At 67.1% G+C, this 21,715-nt stretch carries 18 protein-coding genes; 3 read left to right on the top strand and 15 right to left on the bottom strand.

The genetic code is table 11. From position 1 onward, the window contains the following. Nucleotides 1-3 precede the first annotated feature (3 nt). Nucleotides 4-948, bottom strand: a complete 945-nt coding sequence (locus F4Y72_11230; GenBank protein MXZ28856.1) for an RluA family pseudouridine synthase — start codon at nt 946-948, stop codon at nt 4-6. 319 nt (nt 949-1,267) lie between these two features. Here F4Y72_11230 and F4Y72_11225 point away from each other — a divergent pair, with 319 nt between their 5' ends. Continuing rightward, nucleotides 1,268-3,343: an Rne/Rng family ribonuclease gene (locus F4Y72_11225; protein MXZ28855.1), complete on the top strand. Its 2,076-nt coding sequence runs from the start codon at nt 1,268-1,270 to the stop codon at nt 3,341-3,343. 9 nt (nt 3,344-3,352) lie between these two features. On the opposite strand, the gene F4Y72_11220 is transcribed toward F4Y72_11225, so the two are convergent. The 8 genes from F4Y72_11220 to F4Y72_11185 are packed head-to-tail and all read right to left on the bottom strand — an operon-like array spanning nt 3,353 to nt 13,094. Further along, complete coding sequence (locus tag F4Y72_11220; protein MXZ28854.1) at nt 3,353-3,988, bottom strand: hypothetical protein; 636 nt, start codon at nt 3,986-3,988, stop codon at nt 3,353-3,355. A gap of 39 nt (nt 3,989-4,027) precedes the next feature. Beyond that, nucleotides 4,028-4,765 (bottom strand): 3-deoxy-manno-octulosonate cytidylyltransferase, encoded by a 738-nt coding sequence (kdsB, locus tag F4Y72_11215; GenBank protein ID MXZ28853.1) that lies wholly within the window; start codon nt 4,763-4,765, stop codon nt 4,028-4,030. Between the two features lie 15 nt (nt 4,766-4,780). Continuing rightward, on the bottom strand, nt 4,781-5,887 hold the full coding sequence (locus F4Y72_11210) for a tetraacyldisaccharide 4'-kinase (protein ID MXZ28852.1): 1,107 nt from the start codon (nt 5,885-5,887) through the stop codon (nt 4,781-4,783). Beyond that, a complete protein-coding gene (msbA, locus tag F4Y72_11205; GenBank protein ID MXZ28851.1) occupies nt 5,754-7,508 on the bottom strand; it encodes a lipid A export permease/ATP-binding protein MsbA in 1,755 nt (584 codons plus the stop codon). The genes F4Y72_11210 and msbA overlap by 134 nt, the downstream gene beginning before the upstream one ends. 9 nt (nt 7,509-7,517) lie before the next feature. Next, complete coding sequence (locus tag F4Y72_11200; protein ID MXZ28850.1) at nt 7,518-9,875, bottom strand: DNA internalization-related competence protein ComEC/Rec2; 2,358 nt, start codon at nt 9,873-9,875, stop codon at nt 7,518-7,520. A 19-nt stretch (nt 9,876-9,894) separates the two neighbouring features. After that, the gene (locus F4Y72_11195) at nt 9,895-10,602 is read right to left on the bottom strand and encodes an ATP-binding cassette domain-containing protein (protein MXZ28849.1); all 708 of its coding nucleotides are present in this window, start codon (nt 10,600-10,602) and stop codon (nt 9,895-9,897) included. A 1-nt stretch (nt 10,603) separates the two neighbouring features. Further along, nucleotides 10,604-11,893 carry an FtsX-like permease family protein gene (locus F4Y72_11190; GenBank protein ID MXZ28848.1) on the bottom strand — a complete coding sequence of 430 codons (1,290 nt, stop codon included), beginning with the start codon at nt 11,891-11,893 and terminating at the stop codon, nt 10,604-10,606. Next, complete coding sequence (locus tag F4Y72_11185) at nt 11,850-13,094, bottom strand: FtsX-like permease family protein (protein MXZ28847.1); 1,245 nt, start codon at nt 13,092-13,094, stop codon at nt 11,850-11,852. The genes F4Y72_11190 and F4Y72_11185 overlap by 44 nt, the downstream gene beginning before the upstream one ends. On the opposite strand from F4Y72_11185, the gene mfd reads away from it, so the two are divergent. After that, nucleotides 13,018-16,674 carry a transcription-repair coupling factor gene (gene mfd, locus F4Y72_11180; protein MXZ28846.1) on the top strand — a complete coding sequence of 1,219 codons (3,657 nt, stop codon included), beginning with the start codon at nt 13,018-13,020 and terminating at the stop codon, nt 16,672-16,674. The two genes, F4Y72_11185 and mfd, sit on opposite strands and share 77 nt — an antisense overlap. Beyond that, a complete protein-coding gene (locus tag F4Y72_11175) occupies nt 16,631-17,326 on the top strand; it encodes a hypothetical protein (protein ID MXZ28845.1) in 696 nt (231 codons plus the stop codon). The genes mfd and F4Y72_11175 overlap by 44 nt, the downstream gene beginning before the upstream one ends. A gap of 130 nt (nt 17,327-17,456) precedes the next feature. Here the strand turns inward: F4Y72_11175 and F4Y72_11170 are convergent, their stop codons facing one another. Genes F4Y72_11170 through pdxJ form a run of 6 tightly spaced genes read right to left on the bottom strand, consistent with a single transcriptional unit; the run spans nt 17,457 to nt 21,706 of the window. Further along, nucleotides 17,457-18,224 (bottom strand): S-methyl-5'-thioinosine phosphorylase, encoded by a 768-nt coding sequence (locus tag F4Y72_11170; GenBank protein MXZ28844.1) that lies wholly within the window; start codon nt 18,222-18,224, stop codon nt 17,457-17,459. Further along, nucleotides 18,224-19,150: a beta-N-acetylhexosaminidase gene (nagZ, locus tag F4Y72_11165; protein ID MXZ28843.1), complete on the bottom strand. Its 927-nt coding sequence runs from the start codon at nt 19,148-19,150 to the stop codon at nt 18,224-18,226. Before nagZ ends, F4Y72_11170 begins: the two co-directional genes overlap by 1 nt. Before the next feature lie 23 nt (nt 19,151-19,173). Further along, on the bottom strand, nt 19,174-19,656 hold the full coding sequence (locus F4Y72_11160) for a L,D-transpeptidase (protein MXZ28842.1): 483 nt from the start codon (nt 19,654-19,656) through the stop codon (nt 19,174-19,176). Between the two features lie 12 nt (nt 19,657-19,668). Beyond that, nucleotides 19,669-20,568 (bottom strand): 3'-5' exonuclease, encoded by a 900-nt coding sequence (locus F4Y72_11155; GenBank protein MXZ28841.1) that lies wholly within the window; start codon nt 20,566-20,568, stop codon nt 19,669-19,671. Further along, nucleotides 20,565-20,954 (bottom strand): holo-ACP synthase, encoded by a 390-nt coding sequence (locus F4Y72_11150; GenBank protein ID MXZ28840.1) that lies wholly within the window; start codon nt 20,952-20,954, stop codon nt 20,565-20,567. Before F4Y72_11150 ends, F4Y72_11155 begins: the two co-directional genes overlap by 4 nt. Next, a complete protein-coding gene (gene pdxJ, locus F4Y72_11145; protein MXZ28839.1) occupies nt 20,951-21,706 on the bottom strand; it encodes a pyridoxine 5'-phosphate synthase in 756 nt (251 codons plus the stop codon). The genes F4Y72_11150 and pdxJ overlap by 4 nt, the downstream gene beginning before the upstream one ends. Between the last annotated feature and the right edge of the window lie 9 nt (nt 21,707-21,715).

Genomic DNA, 21,715 nt, shown 5'->3' with positions numbered 1-21,715 from the left:
ATTTTATGTTTTTCGGGCCGATGCGCCAAACTCGGGGGGACCGAGGCGCGCCAGAACGGCGCGCAGCTCGTCCGGCAGGGTTGCATGCAGGCGCAATGTCCGCGAGGTCAGCGGATGACGCAACTCCAGCCCCGAGGCATGTAAAAACAGCCGCTTCAGGCCGAGTGACCGATCGGGCCCGCTCCGGGTCTGGCCGTAGCGGTCATCGCCGAGCACCGGGTGGCCGATCGCGGCGGCATGAACTCGGATCTGGTGGGTGCGGCCGGTAAGCGGCACGGCGCGGACCAACGTGGTCTCCCCCCACCCCTGGCGGGGCATGAAACGGGTCTGCGCCGGCTGGCCCGAACCCGCCCGGACCCTGCGCTCGGAACCCGTGCTGCGCGATCGGTCCAGGGGCAGGTCAACCCGGCGCTCGCCGCCCTTCAGGCGCCCGGCCAGCAGGGCGATATAGGTCTTCCGGACCTCACTCTCGCGAAAGGCCTTGTGCAGGGCGTTCAGGACGCGGGGTTTCCTGGCCAGCAGCAGGCAGCCGCTGGTGCCCCGGTCCAGCCGATGCGCCAATTGCAGAAAACCCTCGCGGGGGCGGGCGGCGCGTAGCAACTCCACCGCCCCCAGGCTGACGGAACCGCCCGCGTGCACGGCCAGCCCGGCCGGTTTGTCGAGAACCAGCAGACCCTCGTCCTCGTACAGCACGTGCTGCTCTATCCAGCGCGCTCTGGACGCCACCGGCGGCGGGGGCCGCCGTCGAAGAAACGGCGGCAATCGAACCTCGTCGCCAGCCCGCAGGCGATGCCCCGAGGATTTCCGGCCCCGGTTCACCCGCACCTCGCCCCGCCGGATCATGCGATGCACCCGCGCCAGCCGCATGCGCTTGAGACGGCCCGCCAGATAGTTGTCCAGGCGCCGTCCGGCATCGTCTCCGGAAACGATCAGAACATTGTCTTTCATCGGCAAATAGCGATGCCCCCAGGGTATTCGGCCATGCACGGCCTGGTCGTGTGCCGTGCTATAGCGCGCGCCGCCCACGCGGCGGGCGCCCCACCGCAGTGCATAAGGCCCAGGCTGGCAGCGCGTGCTATATTATGCGTCGGCGCTGCTGACACGCGCCCGCGCAACCGTTTGCGCAATCGGCAGGAGTGACCTGCCGGAACTGTTTCCAATTGCGGCGGAGGAACGCCGGTCTTTCCGGATGAATTTCAAGGACCCGAACGTGCACCTGACGTTTTCCTGATGAATTACCTCTTCATGCTCTGCTGCCGGCGCCCCCATGGGTGGGCGCCGCGCGCGGCTGCGGCGTGGCTCCGCCCGAACACGGACGAGATTCACAATGAAAAGAATGCTTGTAAACGCCACCCAGCACGAAGAGGTGCGCGTTGCCCTGGTCGATGGGCAAGAACTCTTTGACCTTGCCATTGAACACAGGGAAAAGGAAGAAAAGAGGGGCAATATCTACAAGGGCCGCATCGCGCGCGTAGAACCCAGCCTGGAGGCTGCCTTTGTGGATTTCGGCGCGGAGCGCCATGGTTTTCTCCCTCTGGAAGACATATCCCGCGAGTACTTCCTGAAGACTCCGGAGTCCGGCAAGCCGCTGAACATCGCCGAGCTGGTGGAAGAAGGCCAGCAGCTGGTGGTGCAGGTGGAGAAGGACGAGCGCGACAACAAGGGCGCGGCCCTCAGCACCCACGTTTCGCTGGCCGGCCGCTACCTGGTGCTGAACGCCAATAATCCGCGCGGCGGCGGCGTGTCCCGCCAGGTGCGCGGCGAGGATCGTCAGGCCGTGCAGCAGAGGCTCGGCAAGCTCAATATTCCCAAGGGAATGAGCGTAATCATCCGCACCCAGGGGCACGACAGGAGCACCGAGGAACTGCAGTGGGACCTCGACAACCAGTTGCGGATCTGGGAAGCCATCAAACTTGCCGTGCTGGATCGCGACGGACCGTTCCTGGTGGTGCAGGAATCCAGCGTGATCCTGCGGGCGGTGCGCGACTACCTGTCCGACTCCATCGGCGAGGTCGTGGTGGACGACGACGAGGCGTACGAGAGCATTCGCAGCTTCATGAAGCACACGATGCCGCACTTCCTGAACCGGCTGCGGCGCCATGAAGGCGACGGCCCCCTGTATAACCGCTACCAGATCGAGAGCCAGATCGACTCGGCGTACCGGCGCCGGGTGAACCTGCCTTCCGGCGGCCAGATCATCATCGACCAGCCGGAGGCGGGCATCTGCATCGACGTCAATTCCGCGCGCGCCACGTCCGCCGACGACATCGAACAGACCGCGCTGCAGACGAACCTGGAAGCCGCGGACCAGATCGCCCGTCAGTGCCGCATTCGCGACCTGTCGGGGCTGATCATGATCGACTTCATCGACATGCGTTCCTCCGGCGCCAACCGGCAGGTCGAGGAACGGCTGCGCCAGGCTACGCGCAACGAACCGGCGAGAATCCAGATCGGGCAGATTTCGCGCTTCGGCATCCTCGAAATGTCGCGTCAGCGCCTGCGGACCTCGCTTGTCGACGCGACCCATGAGACCTGCCCGAGGTGCGGCGGCACCGGGCGAATCCGGGGCGTGGAATCGCTTGGGCTGCACGTGCTGCGGATGATCAGCGAGGAAGCGGGCAAGGAAGGCACTTCCAAGGTGGTTGCCGAGTTGCCCCTGGTTGTCGCGAATTTCCTGCTCAACGAAAAGCGGGCCGTGCTCTCGCAGATCGAGGACGTGTTCAAGGTCAGCGTCGTGCTGGTGGCCAACTCCGCCATGGAGACGCCGGAATACGCGTTGCGCCGTGTTCGGGGCAAGGACGACGACGAGGACACGCCGAGTTACGAGATGGCGACGGTGACGGCGCCGCCGCCTTCGCTGCTGACGCCCAGCAGTCCCAAACCGCCCGAGAAGCCTGCTGTGGAACGAACGCTGCCGGATACCGCGCCACCCGAGCGCAAGCCCAGGGCCGCGAAGAAGCAAAGCCGCAGGAAGAAGCCGAAGGCGGGATTCTTCGCCCGGCTCTTCGGGCTGGACAGGAAGAAGAAAAAGGCGGACGCCGGTAAGAAGAAGCAGAAGGCCCACCCGCCCAAACGGACGCGTTCCAGGCATCCGCCGAAGGGGAAAAGCGGTGGCAGGGGAAGGAAAAAAGGCGCCCCCAGGGCAAAAGGCGGGCAGAGGCCAAAAGCGGATTCCCGGCCCAAGGGTCAGCAGAAGCAGAAAAAGGGAGACGGCAGGGCAAAAGCCCAGCCTTCACCGGCTGCGGCAAAGAAGGATGGCGAAGGGCCCGGCGGCCAGGCTCCGCGCCGCAGAAGACGCAGGCGACGCAGAAGGCCGGCGGCGGACGCCCCACCGCCCTCCTAGATCAGACCCTCAATCGACTTCGGCGGTCAGCCAGCCGTCGGGCTGCCAGTGCGAAACGCGCATCTCCACGCCTATGGCTTCGGCGTATCCGAGCAGCCGCGGCCGGGTCCAGTTCTCGTGAATCCACTCCTCGGTCAGATCGAACTGTCCGATCCTGTGAGTGGCCGCAAGCACGCGGGCGAACGGTGAACGCCAGCGGCGCATTCCGGGACCGGACTCCGTTTCCAGGCACAACTGGTAGTGGCAGGCCGTGCGGTCAAAGATGCCGATAAGGGCAATCTCGGGTTGCCCGGTCTTCTCGACCAGTCCCTTCATGATATTGGTCAGCGGCTTCATGGTCTTGATGTCGTGGGCCACGTATTCCTCCATCAATCCCTGGTCCTTGGCGAACTGCATGGCCTGAAGCCGCGCCTTGATCAGGGCGTCGTTGATCTCGTGCGCATAGGGCTTCGTGTTCTTGAGGGTCTTGAGCACCACCGCCACCGACTTGCCGAATTCCTCCTCACGGCCTTCGACGCCGGTGTCGACGCCGGTCCAGGCGTTCGGCGGAGGACCGCCCATTACTCCGGGCGGAGGCCCGCCGGCGGCTGAAGGCCGGGCGCCCGGCCTGGTGTCGGTTTCTTTGCGCAAAGCTTGAACGCTCATGAAATCCCTCGCTGGATGGCTGGTGGCAGGGGGAAAATATTATACGGAGCGCAGCATCGACTCCACCCGGCGCACATCTTCGGGCGTGTCCACTTCCGGCCCCGGTGGCGGGTCCACGACTTCCACGCCGATGCTCATGCCCAGCCACAGGGCCCTGAGCTGCTCCAGCCCCTCGCACCTTTCCGGCTCGCAGGGCGGCTCGGCCGTCAGCCTCTTCAGAACCCGAACGCGGTAGGCATACAGGCCGGTATGGCGCAGAAAGCGGGGGCGGCTGGCCCTGGCCGGGTGGCTGGCGGGAATGGGCGCGCGGCTGAAATACAGGGCCCTTCCGGCCGCATCCAGCACCACCTTGACCACATTGGGGTCGGCGGCCCCGGCCGGGTCGGGCAGCGGCGAAGCCAGCGTGGCCAGATCGTCGCGAAGCGCCCTGCCGGCTACGGCGCGAATATGCGCGGGATCGACCAGCGGCGCATCGCCCTGGAGGTTGACGACCACCTCGTCCGGTCCGAACCCGAGCTGCCCGGCCACCTCCGCTACCCGGTCCGATCCCGAGGCGTGATCCGCACGGGTCAGACAGGCCCGGCCGCCGAAGTTCTCCACGCAAGAGGCCACGCGCTCGTCGTCGGTGGCCACCACGACGGTTTTCGCCCCGCCCTCGCCGGCCCGGCGCCAGACATGCTCCACCAGCGGCCGCCCCGCCAGCGGTGTCAGGGGCTTGCCGGGCAAGCGCCTGGACGCGTAACGCGCGGGAATGACGATATGAAAGATGGCTGTCATCCGGGCCTGTTCGCACTAGTTCTTGTCGAGCAAAGCGAGAACCCTGTGGAGGATTCGCTCGCGGGAACTTTCGGGCATGTAAACCATTGCGGGAGTCCACCACAGATCCCCTCCACCGGGGTCCGGGTACTTTACGGCGTCCTTGGCCGTCATGATCACCGGCAAACCACGTTTCAGCAACGATTCCAGGGAAACCCGGCCGTGGTCCGGCGCGCGGACCGGCTCCACTTCAAGACCATAAGCCCCAAGCGCCGCATGAAAGCGCTGCGGGAAGCCGACCCCCGCCAGCGCCAGGACCCGCCGGCCGGCGAATTCCGCCAACGGCCGCTCCCCAGCCCCGTCCAGCCGCACCGCCCGGTCGATCCGCAATTCGAATTTCAGCCCGGGGAACTCGCTTTCCATGCCCTGGACCAGAACTTCATCCACTTCCCTGAGACGCCGGGAAGACTCGCGCAGCGGACCGGCCGGAAGCAGACGACCGTTTCCCAGGCCACGGTCACCGTCAACGACGCAAATCTCGAAATCCCGCGCCATGCGGTAGTGCTGCAGTCCGTCGTCCGACAGCACGATTTCCGCGCCTTCCGCTACCGCCCGGCGGGCGGCGCCGGCCCTGTCTATGCAGACCCACACCGGGCATTCGGCCTGCTTCGCCAGCATCACCGGCTCGTCGCCGACTTCGCCCGGATCGGAGTGTGGCGTGACGCGCATCGGCAGGCTCTGCCGGCGTCCTCCGTAGCCGCGGCTGACGATGGCCGGCCTGCGGCCTGCGTTTGCCAGCGACTGTGCCAGCCAGCCGGTAATCGGCGTCTTGCCGGTTCCGCCCACGCTGATATTGCCCACGATCACCACCGGGGCGTCCACCGAAAACGAACGCACCCAGCCCTTGCGGTAGGCTGTCCGTCTCATGGTGGCGGCGGTGGCGAACAGGCCCGCCGCCGGCCAGAGCAAGGCGCTGAGCCAGCCGCGCCGCCCCCACGGCACTGGCGCGTCAGCCGGCATTCCTGCTATTTCGGAATTGCAGCCTGTGCAGGCTGGCGTAGTGGCCGCCCCTGGCAAGCAGTTCGGCGTGCGGCCCCACTTCAACGATTCGGCCGCGTTCCAGGACCACGATGCGGTCCGCATGTTCCACTGTGCTGAGCCGATGGGCGATGACCAGCGTGGTTCGGCCGCGCATCAGCCGGTCCAGGGCTTCCTGCACGTGGCGCTCCGAGCGGCTGTCCAGTGCCGAGGTGGCCTCGTCGAGAATCAGGACCGGCGAGTCCTTCAGCAGGGCCCGTGCGATAGCCACCCGCTGCCTCTCCCCGCCGGACAGGCTCAGGCCCCCTTCGCCCACCAGCGCGTCCAGGCCGTCGCGTCTGGATTCCACGAACTCCATGACGTGGGCGGCCCGGGCCGCTGCCTCCACCGCGCCCGCACCGGTGCCGGACAGCGAGCCGTAGGCGATGTTGTTCGCCAGCGTGTCATTGAAAAGCATGACGTCCTGCGTCACCAGAGCGATCTGCGCACGCAGGTCCGCCAGTCGCCAATCGTTCAGCGGGCGCCCGTCCAGCCGCAGTTCTCCGGCGTCCGGTTCGAAGAAGCGCGGTATCAGGCTCACGAGGGTGGATTTGCCGCTGCCCGATCGCCCCACGATCGCCACCCTCTCGCCGGGCTCGATTGCGAGCGTTACGTCGCGTAGTGCCGCCGCGCCCTCGCGGTCATAGGAAAACGAAACGTTGACGAATTCCAGCTCGCCCCCGGCGCGCTTTCCGCTCGGCAGGGCCGGCGTCGCGGCGGCATCGGACTCCACCGCGCTGTCCAGCAGGCCGAATACCGATTCCGCGGCCGCCAGTCCCCGCTGCAGGGAGGCATTGACGTTGGTGAGATGCTTCAGCGGCGTCATCAGCAGCAGCATGGCCGCAATAAAGCCGGTAAAGTCGTCGACCGCGAGCCCCTCGGTGACGGAATACCGGGCGACGAACCAGGCTACCAGGGCAACGCCCACGGCAGCCAGCAGCATCGTGACGCCGTCGCCGCCGGCCCTCGCCATGATCAGCTTGAGATGCAGCCTCTTGTTGCTTTCGTTGGCGCGGGCGAAGCGTTCGCTCTCCCGATGTGCGCCCCCGAAAACCTTGATGATGCGGAGCCCGCGCAAGGCCTCATCGGTGAGCCGCGAGACCTCGCCCATGTTTTCCTGTATCCGGCTGCTGTAGCGGCGGAAGTGCCGCGACAGCACCCGCGCGGTCAATGCGATCAGCGGCGCGACGACGAGCACCACCGCGGACAGTCCGGCACTGAGGTAGACCATGTAGGCGACCAGCACGAGCACTGTGAGGCTGTCGCGAACGATGGTCGTGATGACCGTCGACCCCGCATCCGCTACCTGCTCGGCGTCGTACAGCATGCGCGAGAGCAATTGCGCGCGCGGCTGATTTTCGACCGCGCGCACGGGCATGTGCAGGAACCGCTCGAACAGCATCGACCTGAGCTGCCCGACCACCGAGCGGCCGATTCTTCCCAGTTGATGGGCCGAAACGAAGCCGGAAACGCCGCGTATGAGAAACAGGGCCAGCACGCCGGCCGGCAACCATCTCGCCCAGGGCCCCCCTTCATTGACCAGCAGTCCCGTCAGCTGTTTGACGGCAAACGCGAACCCGAATTCAGTCAATGCGAATACGGCCATGGCCAGGACCGCGAGCAGAAAGCTGCGCCAGTACGGGACGGCCAGCGCCGCAAGGCGCCTCATCGGAGTTTTGGGCTGCATGTTCCGAGTTTACCCGGCGCCCGGAAATTCCGAATCACGTTCGGCCGGCGCGGGATAGGTCCAGAGCCGCGCCCTGTCGCGGCGCCACTCCGTCGCCAGCTCCAGCGGACTACCGCCGCGTGTTTCGAATCGCAGCGCGCCGCTCGCGCCCGTGTCCCACTGCCGGGCCCCTGCCTCGGCCCAGCGTGCGACGACCGTTTCCCTGGGGAACCCCCAGCGGTTGAAGAATCCGGTGGAATGCACCACCAGGCGGGGGCGCACGGCCTGCACGAACTCGCGCGAAGAGGAACTTGAACTGCCGTGATGCGGTGAAAGGACCAGGTCGAACGGCCCGTCAAGGGCCCTGTCGACCAGTCGGGACTCGCCGGGGGATTCCAGGTCGCCCGGCAGCAGCACCCGCACGCCCGGGGCCTCGACGACCAGGACGCAGGAGTCGTCGTTGCCGCGCGATCCCGCGCCCGGGTCCGGGTTCAACGCACGAAACCGCGCCGCACCGGCGGCCCACTGCACTCCGGCAACGCAGCGCCGGTATCGCTCCGGTTCCAGTCCGTACAGGGCGGGAGCAATCAGCTCCGCTTCGGGATGCGCGCGCAGAACGCTCGCCGCTCCGCCCGCATGATCGCTGTCGCCGTGCGAGACCACCAGCGCATCCAGGCGCTGCACGCCCAGCGAGTCCATGGCGGGCAGGACCACGCTGTCGCCCGCGTCACTGGAGGAATACCGGGGGCCGGCGTCGTACAGCAGGTTGTATTCGGGCGCCTGCACCAGTACCGACAGGCCCTGGCCCACATCCAGCACGGTGACCGCCAGTTCGGTCCGGTCGGGATTCCGGTCCAGGCCCAGCACCGCCGGAACAAGCAGCAGCGGGGCAGCCCAGCGTGCCGGGACCGGCCTGGGAGCCAGCAGCCAGGCGACCCCGGCAACGGCCAGGATGGCGGGCAGCAATCCGAAATCCGGCGGCGACCACGCGGCCATTTCCAGAACGGAAAGCTGTGACAGCATCGACATCACGGCCGCGAGAAGGCCGGCGCCGTTGTCGAGCAGGAATACGCCGCCGGCAGGCCAGACGACGGTCAACAGCAGGGCCGCCAGCAGGCCCGGCACGATCAGCAGGGAAAAGAGCGGAATCGCGATGAGGTTGACGGCCGCCCCGATCAACGAAACCTCGCCGAAAAAAACCAGAACCAGCGGCGCCAGTCCCAGGGAAATGCGCCACTGGGCCACGGCCAGCCGGCGTACCCGGGAGGACGCGATTGAAGCACCCTGCCCGCCGGAACCGGCGACCGGTTCGCGCAGGCCGAGCACGCTGAGCGCCAGAAGCGCCACTGCGCCGAAACTCAACCAGAACCCGGGCGAAAGCACCGCAAACGGATCGGGCACGAGAACCACCAGCAGGGCGGCGCCGAGGGCTGCCCCGAGTCCACCGTAGCGGCGCATCCGGGCGAACACGAGAACGGCCGTAATCATTGCCAGGCTGCGCAGCGTGGAGACCGCAAAGCCGGCCAGCGCCGCGTAGCCAAGGGCTGCCAGGAACGACATGCCGGCGGCCGCATGGCGCGCCCGAATCCCGCCGGGCAAGCTCTGGGCAATGCGGCCCAGGGCGGAACCCACCAGCCAGGCGAACCAGGCCACGACACCCACGTGCAGGCCCGATATCGCAAACAGGTGCGCGGTCCCGGTCCGTCGCAGGGCCTCCCAGTCTCCATCGGTCAGCAAATGCCGCGCTCCGGTGGTCAGCGCGATGACGTACGGCACTCCGGGATTGCCTTTAAGCCAGGTCCGCACTCGTTCCACGAGTACGGCCCGGGCGCACAGCAGCCGCGGGCCCGCTTCGCAGCCGGCCAGGCGTTGCGGCGCGAGTTCATCGCGCACATAGCCCGTTGCGCTCAGGTTCTCGCGAAACGCCCACTGCTCGAAATCGAATCCGCCCGGGTTGAACAGGCCCCTGGGAGCGCGCACGCGCAGCTTGAAGAGCCAGGTTTCCCCTGCCCGCGGCGGCTCGCGACATTCGTACCAGGTCACCTGGATGCGCTCGAGACGCGGCCCCGGGTCCGCGATCTCGCCGACCCGGAGCCGAAAGCGGCAGGTCCCGGCGGCGACGCTCGGAAAGTCGTCGATCACCCCGGTCACGATCCGGTCCACGCGGCCGGCGGAGTCCGGCATGCGCTGCTCCAGCCGTATCGCGCCCAGACAAAGGGCGACGGCAGCGCCCAGCAGCGCAACGCCGATGAGCGTACCGCGCATGACCCATGCGGTCAGCGCCGCGATGGCCAGAATGACGGCGAAAAGATACGGATCGGGAGGCGGCGGAAGGACCAGGAATGCCAGGCAGACGCCGGCCAGCCATGCCATGCCCAGCCGCAGCATCAGCAGCGGGGGACGGCGTTCAGTTGCCCGCTTCGGCCAGCCGGCCGTCGCGCAGGGCGAGGACCCTGTCCATGCGCCGGGCGCGCTTCAAGTCATGGGTCACCACGACCAGCGCAGTCCCGGTGTCCCGATTCAGCTTCAGCAGGAGCTCGAACACCTGTTCGCCGGATTCGGGGTCCAGGTTGCCGGTAGGTTCATCGGCAAGCACGACTGACGGTCGGGTGATCAGCGCGCGCGCCACGGCCACGCGCTGACGTTCGCCCCCCGAGAGTTTTGCCGGACGATGCATGAGCCGCTCGCCCAGCCCCACCTGCTCGAGCAGCTCGCGCGCGTTCGCCAACGCTTCGGATGTGCCGGATCGACGGATCAGCAGCGGCATCGCGACGTTTTCCACGGCGCTGAACTCGGGCAGCAGGTGATGAAACTGGTAAACGAAACCGACGTGGCGGTTGCGCCTGCTTCCGCGTTCCGCAGGCCGCATCGCGCTGAAATTCCTGCCGTTCAGCTCGACCCAGCCGCGCGTGGGCGTGTCCAGGCCGCCGAGCAACTGAAGCAGCGTCGTCTTCCCGGAACCCGAGGCGCCCACGACCGCCAGGCGCTCGCCGGCGGCAATCTCGAGATCCACGCCGCGCAGCACCTCAAGAACCCGGCCCTGCTCGCGGAAATGCCTGACCAACCCGTGGCAGGACAAGGGCGGTGCGTGGGCCGCGGACTTCGCTTCATTCATGTCAGGAGTCCAGGCGGGTGGCCCTGGCCGGGTCGGTGCGGGCCGCGCGCAGCGCCGGATAGACGGTTGCGACCAGGGACAACAGCAGCGCCAGCGCGCATACCGCGACGACTTCGGGAACCAGGATGCGGCTGGGCATTTCATCCAGGCTGTAGCCCGGGCTGACGATGCTGGTTTCCAAAAACCGTTCGACGGCCGAAGTGAGCGGCCCGGCCCACACGGCCAGCGGAATCCCCACGGCGAGCCCGAGCCCGATGCCAAGCAGGCCCGCGAAACCCCCGTGCCCGGCGAAAATCGCCATGACCGAACGGGGCGTGGATCCGAGCGTCCTGAGGATGCCAATGTCCGGGGTTTTCTCGCGCACGATCATGACCAGGCTGGAGACAATGTTGAAAGCGGCGATCGCCGCAAGAAGCGTCAGAATGATAATGGTTATGCGTTTGGTCATCGCGATGGAATAGAAAAAGCTGGCGTGTTCCCAGGTCCAGTAGCGAACAAACAGATTCCCGGCCCTTTCGCCCGCGATTTCCGGCATCACCGCTTCCACCCGCCAGGGGTCCCTGAGCATCACCCGCAGCCCGCCGGCGGCCTCGCCCAGACCGAATAGCCGGCGCGCATCCTCGTAGTGCATCCAGGCGAGCGAGCGGTCGAAGTCGTTCATTCCGGCGTGAAAGACGCCCGCAACTTCAAGGCGGCGCATGCGCGGCGCGATTCCCGCCGGCGTGCTCCAGCCCTGCGGTACCTGCAGCAGGACATCGTCGCCCTCCCCCACGTCCAGGCGCCTCGCCAGTTCGCTGCCCAGCACGATCCGCCACGAACCGGCCGCAAGCGTCTCCAGCGCCATGTCCCTGGTGAGACCGCCCAGAGCCCGGAAAGCCGCCTCATCAGGTGCAAAGCCCAGCAGTTGAACGCCCGCAACGGCATCCGGCGCGCTCAGCACGCCCTGTCCATCGATATACGGCGCCGCCGATTCGACCTCCGGGTGCATCAGGGCGGCGTCGCGCAGTTCACGCCATTCGCCCAGTTCACCGGCGGGGCCGTGAAAGCTGCCGTGGGCCAGCACGCTGAGTATTCGCTCGCGCACGACCTGGTCGAAACCGTTCATGACCGACAGCACGACCACCAGCAGGGCCACCGCGGTCGCGACTCCCAGCATCGATAGCATCGATACCAGCGAAACGAACCCCCCGCGGCGGTTCGCCCTGAGCTGCGCCGACGCCATCCAGAGTTCGAACGCTCGCATGGGCCTACTCGTAGCGAAGGATGCCGGCCGGGTCCACCCGCGCCGCATGCCGCGAGGGGTACCAGGACGCCAGCGTCGACAGCAGCAGCGCCAGCCCGGTCACCGTAATGACGAGCGTCGCGGTCAATTCGTAAGGCACTCCGGTGAGATAGAAGGACTCCGCCGGCAGGAAGTCGAACCCGAAGAGGTTTTCAAGGAACTGCATCGCAGCGTCCACGTTCAGCGTCAGCCAGACGCCCAGCGCGCCTCCCAGGCCCACCCCGATGATTCCCGCCAACAGGCCCTGCAGCGAAAAAACCGCCATGATGGTGGGCGTTCGGGCTCCGAGGGTAGCCAGAATGGCAATCTCGCTGCGGCGCTCGTTGACCGACATGACCAGCGTAGCAACGATGTTGAACGCGGCCACCGCGATGATCGTGAACAGCAGCGCACCCATGGCCAGGCGTTCCAGTTCCACGGTTCGGAACAACGCCTCATGCTGCTGCATCCAGGAGCGCGTCGTCAGGCTTTCGGCGCCGACCCGTTCGGAGCCTGCCGCCCAGGCTTCCACCACGGCCGGCGTTTCATACGGATCGCTGCCGCTCACCTGCAGCGCGCTGACCCGGCCTTCAAGGCCGGCGAGTTCCGAAACGATCGGCAGACCCGCCAGCGCCAGGCTGCTGTCCGGCCCGGCGTTGCCCGCAACGAATACCGCGCTGACCGGAAGGTCCCGCAGGCTCGGCGCGGCGCCGTTGGGCCGGGGGATCAGCACCCGGACGGTGTCGCCCACGCGCACGCCCAGCGTGTCCGCAAGGTAGCGTCCGAGCGCCAGCCCACCGGCATTGGCGTGCAGATCGGCGAAGGATCCCGCGATGACGGACTGGCCGTACGGCGCTGCCTGCATGGCTGGATCGGCGGCTATTCCCAGCAACTGCACGCCGGCATAGCGCCGCCTGGAGACGAGCAGCGCTTCCAGTTCCACCACCGGACCGACCCGCCGGACACCTGGCAATGCCGCCAGTTCTTCCGCGGTTTCGCGCCATTCGCCCAGCCCGTCTTCGGCGAGCACGCTCACCTGGGCGTCAAACCTGAGCAGCCGTTCGCGCAATTCGGCGGCGAAGCCGTCCATTACCGCAATCACGACGATCAACGAGGCTACTCCCAAGGCCAGACCGATTACGGAAGCCAGGCCGATGAAGGAAACGAAGCGGTTGCGCGTGGGCGCACGCAGGTATCGCCAGGCGATGGCAAGCGCTAGGGGCCGGATCATCGCGACATTGTCCCACGAACCGCTTGTGCTTCCCCGCGATGTTCGCCTTCATAATGCGCGCCGTATGAAAGACGAACGGGCCCCCGCTGCGGCTTTGTCGGCAATACGGCCGATTGTCTGGCCGGATGGGCGCGATGTGGTGCTCCAACTGCATGGGGTCAGCGCGGGCGCGGCGCCGCTGGTCTGCGCCGGCCTGATTGACGCCGGCGTTTCGCCATGCGTACTGGTCGTGACGCCCGAGCCGGGACGCGTGGAGCAATTCATGCAGCAGGTGGCGTGGTTGCGGGGGCGCGACGAGGGCGTGGCATTCCTGCCCGACCGGGAAACGCTCGCCTACGACCTGTTCAGCCCGCATCCCGAAATCACGTCGCGGCGCCTGGAAACGCTGTCCGGCCTGCTGGTTCACGAGGCTCCTCAAACGGCGCGGACGCTGTTTGTCGCCGCACCCACGCTGCTGGACCGCCTGCCGCCGCGCGCGCAGCTTCGCCAGTGGCTGGGGGTCAGTTGCCGTACCGGGCAGGAACTGGATCCCGAAGACCTTCGGAGAAGACTCGACGAAGCGGCCTATCTTCGGGTGCCGCTGGTCAATGAGCCCGGAGAATATGCCGTGCGCGGCGCGCTGCTGGACATTTTTCCCAGCGGCTCCCCGGCGCCGGTGCGGATCGAGTTCTTTGACCGGGAGGTCGAATCCATCCGTCGGTTCAACCCGGCCTCGCAACGCAGCACCGGAAAACTGGATTCGTTCAGCCTCCTGCCAGCACGCGAACTTCCGCTGGACTCGGACAGCATCGACGGCTTCCGGGAACGATTCCGGCGGCGGTTCCCGGAAAATCCGGCGCGGGCGGAGGTTTTCCGGAAACTGGGCGAGGGCGTGGCGCCGCAGGGGGCGGAGAATTACCTGCCGCTGTTCTTCGAACGAACCGAAACCCTCTGGGACTACCTTCCGTCCGACAGCGCGGTCGTCCTTCTCCCGGGCGTCGAAACCGCTCTTGAATCGGAGTGGGAAGCCATAATGGACCGGTACCGGCAGCGGGACGGCGACCTGGAACAACCCTGCCTGCCGCCGGAAGAACTCTTCGCGCCTCCGGACCTGCACAAGACCGCCGTGGCGGGCCTGCGCAGCGTCCACTGTCGGCCCGAGTCACTGGCGGACATTGCCGTTCGGGCCGGGGCGCAGGACGTCAGTGCGCGGCCGGCGCCGATGGTGCCGTTGACCCGCAGCGACGAGCACACTTCACTGGAAGCCTACGCGCAAGCGCCCGGCCGGCGCATTCTGCTGGCCGCGGAAACTGCCGGTCAGCGCGAACTGGTTCGCGAGTTGCTGCGCGGCAGGCAACTCAAGGCGCAGGACGTCGCGTCCTGGAGCGATTTCCTGGCCTCCAATGCGCCGTTGTGCCTGGCCGAGAGCCCGCTGGATCACGGAATCGTGCTCCACGACGAGCTGACCGTGCTCACCGAACGCGAGCTGTTCGGCCGGCAGCGACCGCTTACCCGGCGCCGGCGGCGCGGGCAGCCGCCGCCCGAAGCCATACTGCAAAGCCTGGCCGACCTTGTGCCGGGAGCGCCCGTGGTGCATGAGGACCACGGCATCGGCCGTTACGAGGGATTGCAGCACATGGACGCGGGAGGCGCGCCGGCCGAGTTCATGCGCGTGCAGTACGCGGGCGGCGACCGCCTTTACGTGCCCGTGTCCGACATGCAGCTCATTACCCGCTATACCGGCGGAAGCCCCGAGCACGCTCCTCTGCACCGGCTGGGCTCGGACGCCTGGGATCGGATCAAGCGGCGCGCGGAACGCCAGTTGCGGGACGTCGCCGCCGAACTGCTGCAACTGCAGGCCCGGCGCGCCGCGCGGACCATGCCGGCCATCGAGGCCCCGCCCGCGGAGATGAGCGCATTCACGGCCCGCTTCCCCTACCGGCTTACGCACGACCAGGAACGCGCGGTGGAGCAGGTGCTGGACGATCTCGCGGCCGGCCGGCCGATGGATCGGCTGATCTGCGGAGACGTGGGTTTCGGCAAGACCGAGGTGGCGCTGCGCGCAGCCTTCGCAGCCGTATTCCAGGGCCACCAGGTGGCGGTCCTGGCGCCGACCACGCTGCTGGTCGAGCAGCATTACCGCGTGTTCCGCGACCGTTTTGCCGATTGGCCCGTCCGGGTCGAAATGCTGACCCGCTTCGGCGCCGGCCGCAGGAACGAGGAGGTGCGGGAGCGGCTTGCCGACGGGCGCGCGGACATTGTTGTCGGCTCCCACGGCCTTTTGAACGCCCGGGTGCGCTTCAAGCGTCCGGGGTTGCTGGTCGTCGACGAGGAACACCGCTTCGGCGTGCGCCAGAAGGAACGCATCAAGAGCCTGCGGGCCGACCTGCACGTCCTGACGCTCACGGCCACGCCTATTCCACGGACGCTTAACATGTCCCTGGGCGGCCTGCGCGATCTGTCATTGATCACCACGCCGCCACCGGCGCGCATGGCGGTCAGGACCTTCGTCACGCCGTGGCGCAACAGCCTGATCCGCGAGGCCTGCGGGCGGGAACTGCGCCGCGGGGGCGCCGTGTTCTTCGTCCACAACCGGGTCAGGGACATCGACCGAATCGCGCGCGAAGTGCAGGCGCTGCTCGGCGACGCGCGGCTGGAAGTGGCCCACGGCCAACTGCCTGACGCGGAACTCCAGCGCGTGATGACCGACTTCTATCACCGCCGCTTCGACGTGCTGGTGTGCACGACCATCATCGAAAGCGGACTGGACATTCCCCACGCCAACACCATGCTGATCAACCGCGCGGACCGGCTGGGGCTCGCCCAGTTGCACCAGTTGCGGGGCCGGGTCGGACGCTCCCATCACCAGGCCTACGCCTACCTGATCCGCCCGCACGAAAAGGAGATGACCGCCGACGCGCACAAGCGCCTGGAAGCGATACAGGCCGCCGGCGAACTCGGCGCCGGGTTCCTGCTCGCTACCCACGACCTGGAGATCCGGGGCGCGGGAGAACTGCTGGGCGAGGAGCAGTCGGGGCAAATACAGCAGATCGGCTTCAGCCTCTACAACGACATGCTGAGCCGGGCCGTGCAGGAGTTGCGGGACAGTCCCGCCGAGCGCCCGGGTGTCGCGGCGCAGCCGCGCGCGGACGTCGAGCTGAACCTGGGCGCGCTGCTGCCCGAGGACTACATGCCCGACGTCAACCAGCGCCTGAGCTGGTACAAGCGCGTGTCTACCGCCGCGGACGCATCAAGCCTGAACGCGCTCATGGTCGAACTCGTGGACCGCTTCGGCCCGGCGCCCGATCAGGCGATGAATCTCTTCCGGCAGGCGCGAATCCAGCAGCGCATGCGGGAGTTGGGCATACGGGTGCTGCAGGCCGCGGACCGCGGCGGCGAGGCGGAGTTCTACAACCACACGCCTGTGGACCCCCTGCATCTCGCCGCACTGGCCCGGCGGCAGCCGGAAGAATATTCCTTGCGGCCCCATGGCGCGCTCAGGTTTCGGGCCGATCTGTCCCGGCCCGAGCGGCGCTTTGGTTACATAGAACGCCTGCTTGAATCGCTTGAAGAGGCCCGCGGATCCGAAACCGTACACTAGTGTCGTGCCTCGTCCCCTGCCGCATAGATCCCCTGGCCTGCCGATCGTCGCCCTGATTCAGGTCGCGGCGTGCCTCCTGCTTGCCGGGCCCGTGCAGGCGCAGGATGGCGAGTTCCGGGTGGCCCTGGAAATGATCGTTTTTCTGCAACTGGCGCCGGAGGAAAGCACCGAGGACCTCATGCATGCGTCCCCGGATCTGCCGCCTCCCGAGATCTGGCCCGCGCCATTGGAGCTGCCGGACTCGGATTCCGCGACGCCCGGCCCACCGGCTGGCCTTCTGGCGCTGACCCGCGCGCAATTCGCCCTGGACGGCATCTGGTTATCGATGCGCCGCAGTGCCGGCTACCGGCCACTGGCGCACTTCGCCTGGGCCATGCCGGCGCAGTGGAGCGGCGAACCGATACCGTTGCGGCTGTCCACGCTTGCTGCCGGGCCGCTGCCCTTCAGCGGGCTGGCGTCACTGGAAGAGGAACGGTTCGTGCATCTCGCACTCGACCTGCGCATGCCCGCGGTTGAAGAGGACGTTGGCGAGTATCGAATCCGGGAACGGCGCCGACTCCTGCTGGGGGAAGTCCACTACTTCGACCATCCCCGGTTCGGGGCCATCGCGCGCCTGTTCCGCTATCGTCCGCGTCCGGAAGCGGGTGACTGAGGGCTGACCGCTTCTTTGGGCGCTTCGATTTCGCGCCTTTGTGTGCCTCCTTCTCGCTGGAAGCGCCATCCTGGCTCGATTCTCGCTGTCCTGCTCCAACGTTCCCGCGAGAACGAGGCACACAAAGGCGCTACCGTGGGTGCGCGCGCGGTTCGGTGAGCCAGCGGAGCAGCAACTCCCGGGCGCGCTTGAGGCCCGTGTCCAGCCAGACGGCGTGCTGTTCGATGATGCCGGCCATTTCGCCTTGCCTGTTCCGGCCGGCGGCATGGTTGGTCACCAGTGACAGGGAGACATAGGGAATGCCCAGTTCGCGGGCCAGCACCGCCTCCGGCATCAGGGTCATGCCCACCAGCGTGCATCCGTCCTGTTCCAGCCGGTCGATTTCCGCGGCGGTTTCCAGCCGCGGACCCTGCATCGCGCCGTAGACGCCCCGCACAATGCAGTCCGTGCCTTCAGCGGCCGCGACCAGGCCCCTACGCATGTTCGCGTCGAAAGGGTTCGCGAACTCGACGAACGCGCTCTTGCCCGCACCGTCCTGAGCGAAGCTGGTCTCGCGCGAGTGGGTGTAGTCGATCAGGTCATGCGGTATGACGATGGCGCCGGGGACGGCCTCCGCGGCGATGCCGCCCACCGAATGAACGCCCAGAATGCGCCTGGCGCCGGCCTCGGCCAGGGCCTTTAGGTTGGCGCGATAGTTGATCCGATGAGGCGCGATCGCGTAGTCCGCGCCGTGCCTGTTCAGGTAGAGAACCGGAACCCGATTGAGCCGCCGTATCTCCACGGGCGCCGAAGGCGGGCCATAGGGCTGATCCTCTGTCGGCGCCGGACTCTCCGGCGGCCCCATGCCCAGCCGCTCCGCCGGAGCACCCGAAATCACCGCCAGCCCGTCAATCGCCATCAAGCGGCGCGGCGCAGGCGATTCAGACGCGTGGCGGAACCTGGGCTGATGTCGAAGCGCCAGTCCCTCAGGAGTTCGCGCACACCCTCGGGGTCGTTGCAGATCGGCAGCATGTCGCACCCGGCCTCCAGGGCGGCCTCCACGCGCTGTCCGAGATCGCCGGCCTGACCCGCCCCGTGCATGGAAAGATCGTCGGCAAAGATCGCGCCGGAAAAACCCAAGCGCCGGCGCAGCTCTTCGCCCAACCACCGTTGCGAATAGCAGGGCGTGGGATCGTCCACCGCGGGATACTGCACATGCGCGGTCATGACCGCCCCCGCGCCGGCCGCGAAAAGCCGCTCGAAGGGCACAAGATCGGCAAGCAATGCGGGGTAGTCCCGCTCGTCCACCGGCAGCTCGACGTGGGAATCGGCCGCTACCCAGCCATGACCCGGAAAGTGCTTGGCCACGCAGGCCATGCCGCCGGAAGCGGCGCCCTGAACGAAGGCCGTGCCGAGAATCGACACGACTTCGGGATCGCCGTGCAGGGCGCGGTCGCCGATCACGCCGCTCCTGCCGTGGTCCACGTCCACAACCGGCGCAAAGCTGAAGTCGATACCGACCGCATCCAGTTCCAGCGCCAGCAGGCGGCCGCGTGCGCGGGCCAGCTCCATGGCCCGGCCGGGATCGGAATCGTGGACCTCGCCGAGAACGCGGGCCGGCGGCAGGACGGAGAAACCCGAGCGCATGCGCTGGACCCGGCCGCCCTCCTGGTCGATGGCGACCAACACGGGACGTTCGGCGGCGGATCGAATGGAGGCAACCAGGCTGCGCACCTGGCCCGGAAGCCGGTAATTGCGGCTGAACAGGATGACGCCGCCGACTGCTTCGTGGCGCAACAGGTCCGCCTCCGCCGACTGCAGGGCCAGGCCCTCGAGATCGATCATCAGCGGGCCCAACTCCCGCCCCCCTACGGCTGGATGTCGACGCGGCAGCCGGGGCCGACACGATCGAACAGCGCGATTACGTCGGCATTGCGCATCCTCACGCAGCCGTGCGAGCGCGGCACGCCCATCGGTTCCGAATCGGGCGTGCCGTGAATGTAGATGTAGCGGCGCATGCTGTCCACGCGGCCGTGCCGGTTATACCCGGGCTGTTCGCCGCACAGCCACAGGATTCGGCTGAGCACCCAGTCCCTCCCGGGGTGCTGCCTGGCCAGTTCCTCGGAGTAGATTTCGCCGGTTGCGCGACGTCCCACGAACACCGCGCCCGACGGCTGCCCGTCCCCGATGCAGGCCCGGATGCGATGCCGGCCGCGGGGCGTTCCCATGCTGTCGGTCAGTTCTCCGGGACCGTAACGGGACGTGGATACGGGCCATCGACCGACAACCTTGCCGCCCTCGAGGAGCTGCAGGGTTTGCCGCGATATGCCGATGAGGACTTCAGCCGCCATCGTTCGTGGGAACTAGTGAACGGTCGCCGATTCTTCCCTGGCGGCTTCTCCCGGCTGCGGGTCCGCAGCGGGCTGATCGTCATCCGAACCCGCATCGCCGGCAGATTCCGCGTCGGCGGCCTCCTTCCGATCCTCGGGTTCGGCCTCCAGCTTGCGGGCAAACTCCGTCAGGTGCTGCTCGCCGCTTGACTTGAGCACATCGATCAGCAGTCCGTACTCGTCATCCAGGCTGTCCTGCGTCAGGTTTCCCCGAAGGTAGTCAAAGTGGATGGACACGAGGTAGGTGTTCAGCGCGTCCTCAAGGCAATAGCGTCGGATGTCGCCGATCCTCCCTTCGAGGTAGGCGTCCATGACGCTTGATCCTTCCATCAGGTTTTTGCCGGGCAGGCCGAGCAGCGCGCAGGCTTCTCGCAGGCTTGGCCGCCCGCGACCCTGAAAGCCGGACAACGCATCCATAAGGTCGGTATGCCGCCAGTGGAAACGCGACAGGTAGTTGTTGAAGCGGAAGGCCCGGTCGTTCACTCCGGTTTCCCAGTAGTTCTTGGCCTGGATCTCGTGGCGCAGCGCGCGGAAGTTCAGCACCGGCAGGTCGAAAGCGGCCCCGTTCCAGGTAACCAGGTCGGGAACGTAGTGCCCGAGCCCGCGGAAAAAACGCATGATCAGTTCGGATTCCTTGGCATCCTCCTCACCGAGCACCAGCGGCCGCACCCCTTCGTCGTTGCGAAGCACGACACCGATCGCCACCACCTTGTGCTGAATCGGAGGAAGGAACTCCAGGCCTGTGCGCTGCTGATAGTGATGCAGCATGGCGCGCATCACCTCACCCTCGTCCAGGTCGTCCAGTCCGTACAGCCCCCGCCCCATTTCGGCATCCGGGACCGTTTCAATGTCAAGAACCAGTTTCGCACTCATCCGCTGTCCCCCGATACCAGTATCGCCGTCGCCACAACCAGGCCGGCTTCGTCAGTCAAACTCAGGTAACCGCCGCTGACTCCGGCGGCGGCGCACGCAGCCTTGCCGCGAGGTGAAAAGATGATCTCCGGGCGGCCCCTGCGGTCATGCCGCACTCCGGAATCGCGGACCCACATTCCGTGGCGAAACCCCGTGCCCAGCGCCTTTACGATCGCTTCCTTGGCGGCGAACCGCATGGCCAGAAAACGCGCAGGTCTCTTTGCGGCGGCGAATTCTCGCTGTTCGGAATCCATCAATACGCGGCGGACGAACCGGTCGCCGAACCGCCTGTATACGCGCTCGACGCGATCGATCCGCAGCAGGTCCGTTCCGATTCCGTAAATCATCGTCGCCGCCCCCTTGCCTGCTCCTGCCCGCGGGCCGCTTCCATAAGGTCCTTCATTCGCCTTACGGCCCCGGGGAAACCATCAAATATCGCCTGGGCAACGATAGCATGACCGATATTGAGTTCGGCAATCTCCCCAATCGCCGCCACCGCGGCCGTATTTTCGTAATGCAGGCCGTGCCCGGCGTTAACCACCAGTCCCAGCCCCGCCGCGACCGTTGCGGCGCGGCTGACACGCGCCAGTTCCTCCGCCCGGGCCGACGCGTTGGCGGCGTCCGCATAAACGCCCGTGTGCAACTCGACCACCGGCGCTCCGGCTTCGGCCGCTGCACGCAACTGCGCCTCGTCCGGATCGACGAACAGCGATACCCGCACCCCGGCGTCCGCCAGGCGTGCGCAGGCGCCGCCAAGCGTTTCGGCCTGCGCGCGAACGTCCAGCCCGCCCTCGGTCGTGAGTTCCTGGCGCCGCTCGGGCACCAGGCAGCAATCCTCGGGACGCCATTGCTCGGCGAGCGCCAGCATTTCCTCCGTGGCGGCCATCTCCAGGTTCACGCGCACGTCCGGCATCCCGATCAGGCGCGCAACATCGCGGTCCTGGATGTGGCGCCGATCCTCGCGCAAATGCACGGTAATGTAGTCGGCGCCGGAATACAGCGCCTGCCGCGCGGCCTCCACCGGATCGGGGTACGCGGTTCCCCGCGCCTGGCGCAAGGTAGCCACGTGATCGACATTCACTCCAAGAAGAATCGTCACCTCAAACGC

It is taken from the genome of Gammaproteobacteria bacterium (assembly GCA_009838035.1).
GTDB lineage: Bacteria > Pseudomonadota > Gammaproteobacteria > Steroidobacterales > Foliamicaceae > Foliamicus.
Note: the sequence above shows the minus strand (reverse complement) of the source record. Positions and strands in the feature narration are given on the sequence as shown.

Coding starts and splice junctions, on each gene's coding strand:
- F4Y72_11225 (MXZ28855.1), top strand. CDS start 1,268: ATGGGTGGGCGCCGCGCGCGGCTGCGGCGTGGCTCCGCCCGAACACGG.
- F4Y72_11220 (MXZ28854.1), bottom strand. CDS start 3,988: ATGAGCGTTCAAGCTTTGCGCAAAGAAACCGACACCAGGCCGGGCGCC.
- kdsB (MXZ28853.1), bottom strand. CDS start 4,765: ATGACAGCCATCTTTCATATCGTCATTCCCGCGCGTTACGCGTCCAGG.
- F4Y72_11210 (MXZ28852.1), bottom strand. CDS start 5,887: ATGCGGACCGCATCGTGGTCCTGGAACGCGGCCGAATCGTTGAAGTGG.
- F4Y72_11150 (MXZ28840.1), bottom strand. CDS start 20,954: ATGATTTACGGAATCGGAACGGACCTGCTGCGGATCGATCGCGTCGAG.
- F4Y72_11170 (MXZ28844.1), bottom strand. CDS start 18,224: ATGGCGATTGACGGGCTGGCGGTGATTTCGGGTGCTCCGGCGGAGCGG.
- nagZ (MXZ28843.1), bottom strand. CDS start 19,150: ATGATCGATCTCGAGGGCCTGGCCCTGCAGTCGGCGGAGGCGGACCTG.
- F4Y72_11195 (MXZ28849.1), bottom strand. CDS start 10,602: ATGAATGAAGCGAAGTCCGCGGCCCACGCACCGCCCTTGTCCTGCCAC.
- F4Y72_11155 (MXZ28841.1), bottom strand. CDS start 20,568: ATGAGTGCGAAACTGGTTCTTGACATTGAAACGGTCCCGGATGCCGAA.
- F4Y72_11185 (MXZ28847.1), bottom strand. CDS start 13,094: ATGATCCGGCCCCTAGCGCTTGCCATCGCCTGGCGATACCTGCGTGCG.
- F4Y72_11160 (MXZ28842.1), bottom strand. CDS start 19,656: ATGGCGGCTGAAGTCCTCATCGGCATATCGCGGCAAACCCTGCAGCTC.
- F4Y72_11200 (MXZ28850.1), bottom strand. CDS start 9,875: ATGCTGCGGCTGGGCATGGCATGGCTGGCCGGCGTCTGCCTGGCATTC.
- msbA (MXZ28851.1), bottom strand. CDS start 7,508: ATGCAGCCCAAAACTCCGATGAGGCGCCTTGCGGCGCTGGCCGTCCCG.
- F4Y72_11230 (MXZ28856.1), bottom strand. CDS start 948: ATGAAAGACAATGTTCTGATCGTTTCCGGAGACGATGCCGGACGGCGC.
- F4Y72_11190 (MXZ28848.1), bottom strand. CDS start 11,893: ATGCGGCGCGGGTGGACCCGGCCGGCATCCTTCGCTACGAGTAGGCCC.
- mfd (MXZ28846.1), top strand. CDS start 13,018: ATGAAGGAAACGAAGCGGTTGCGCGTGGGCGCACGCAGGTATCGCCAG.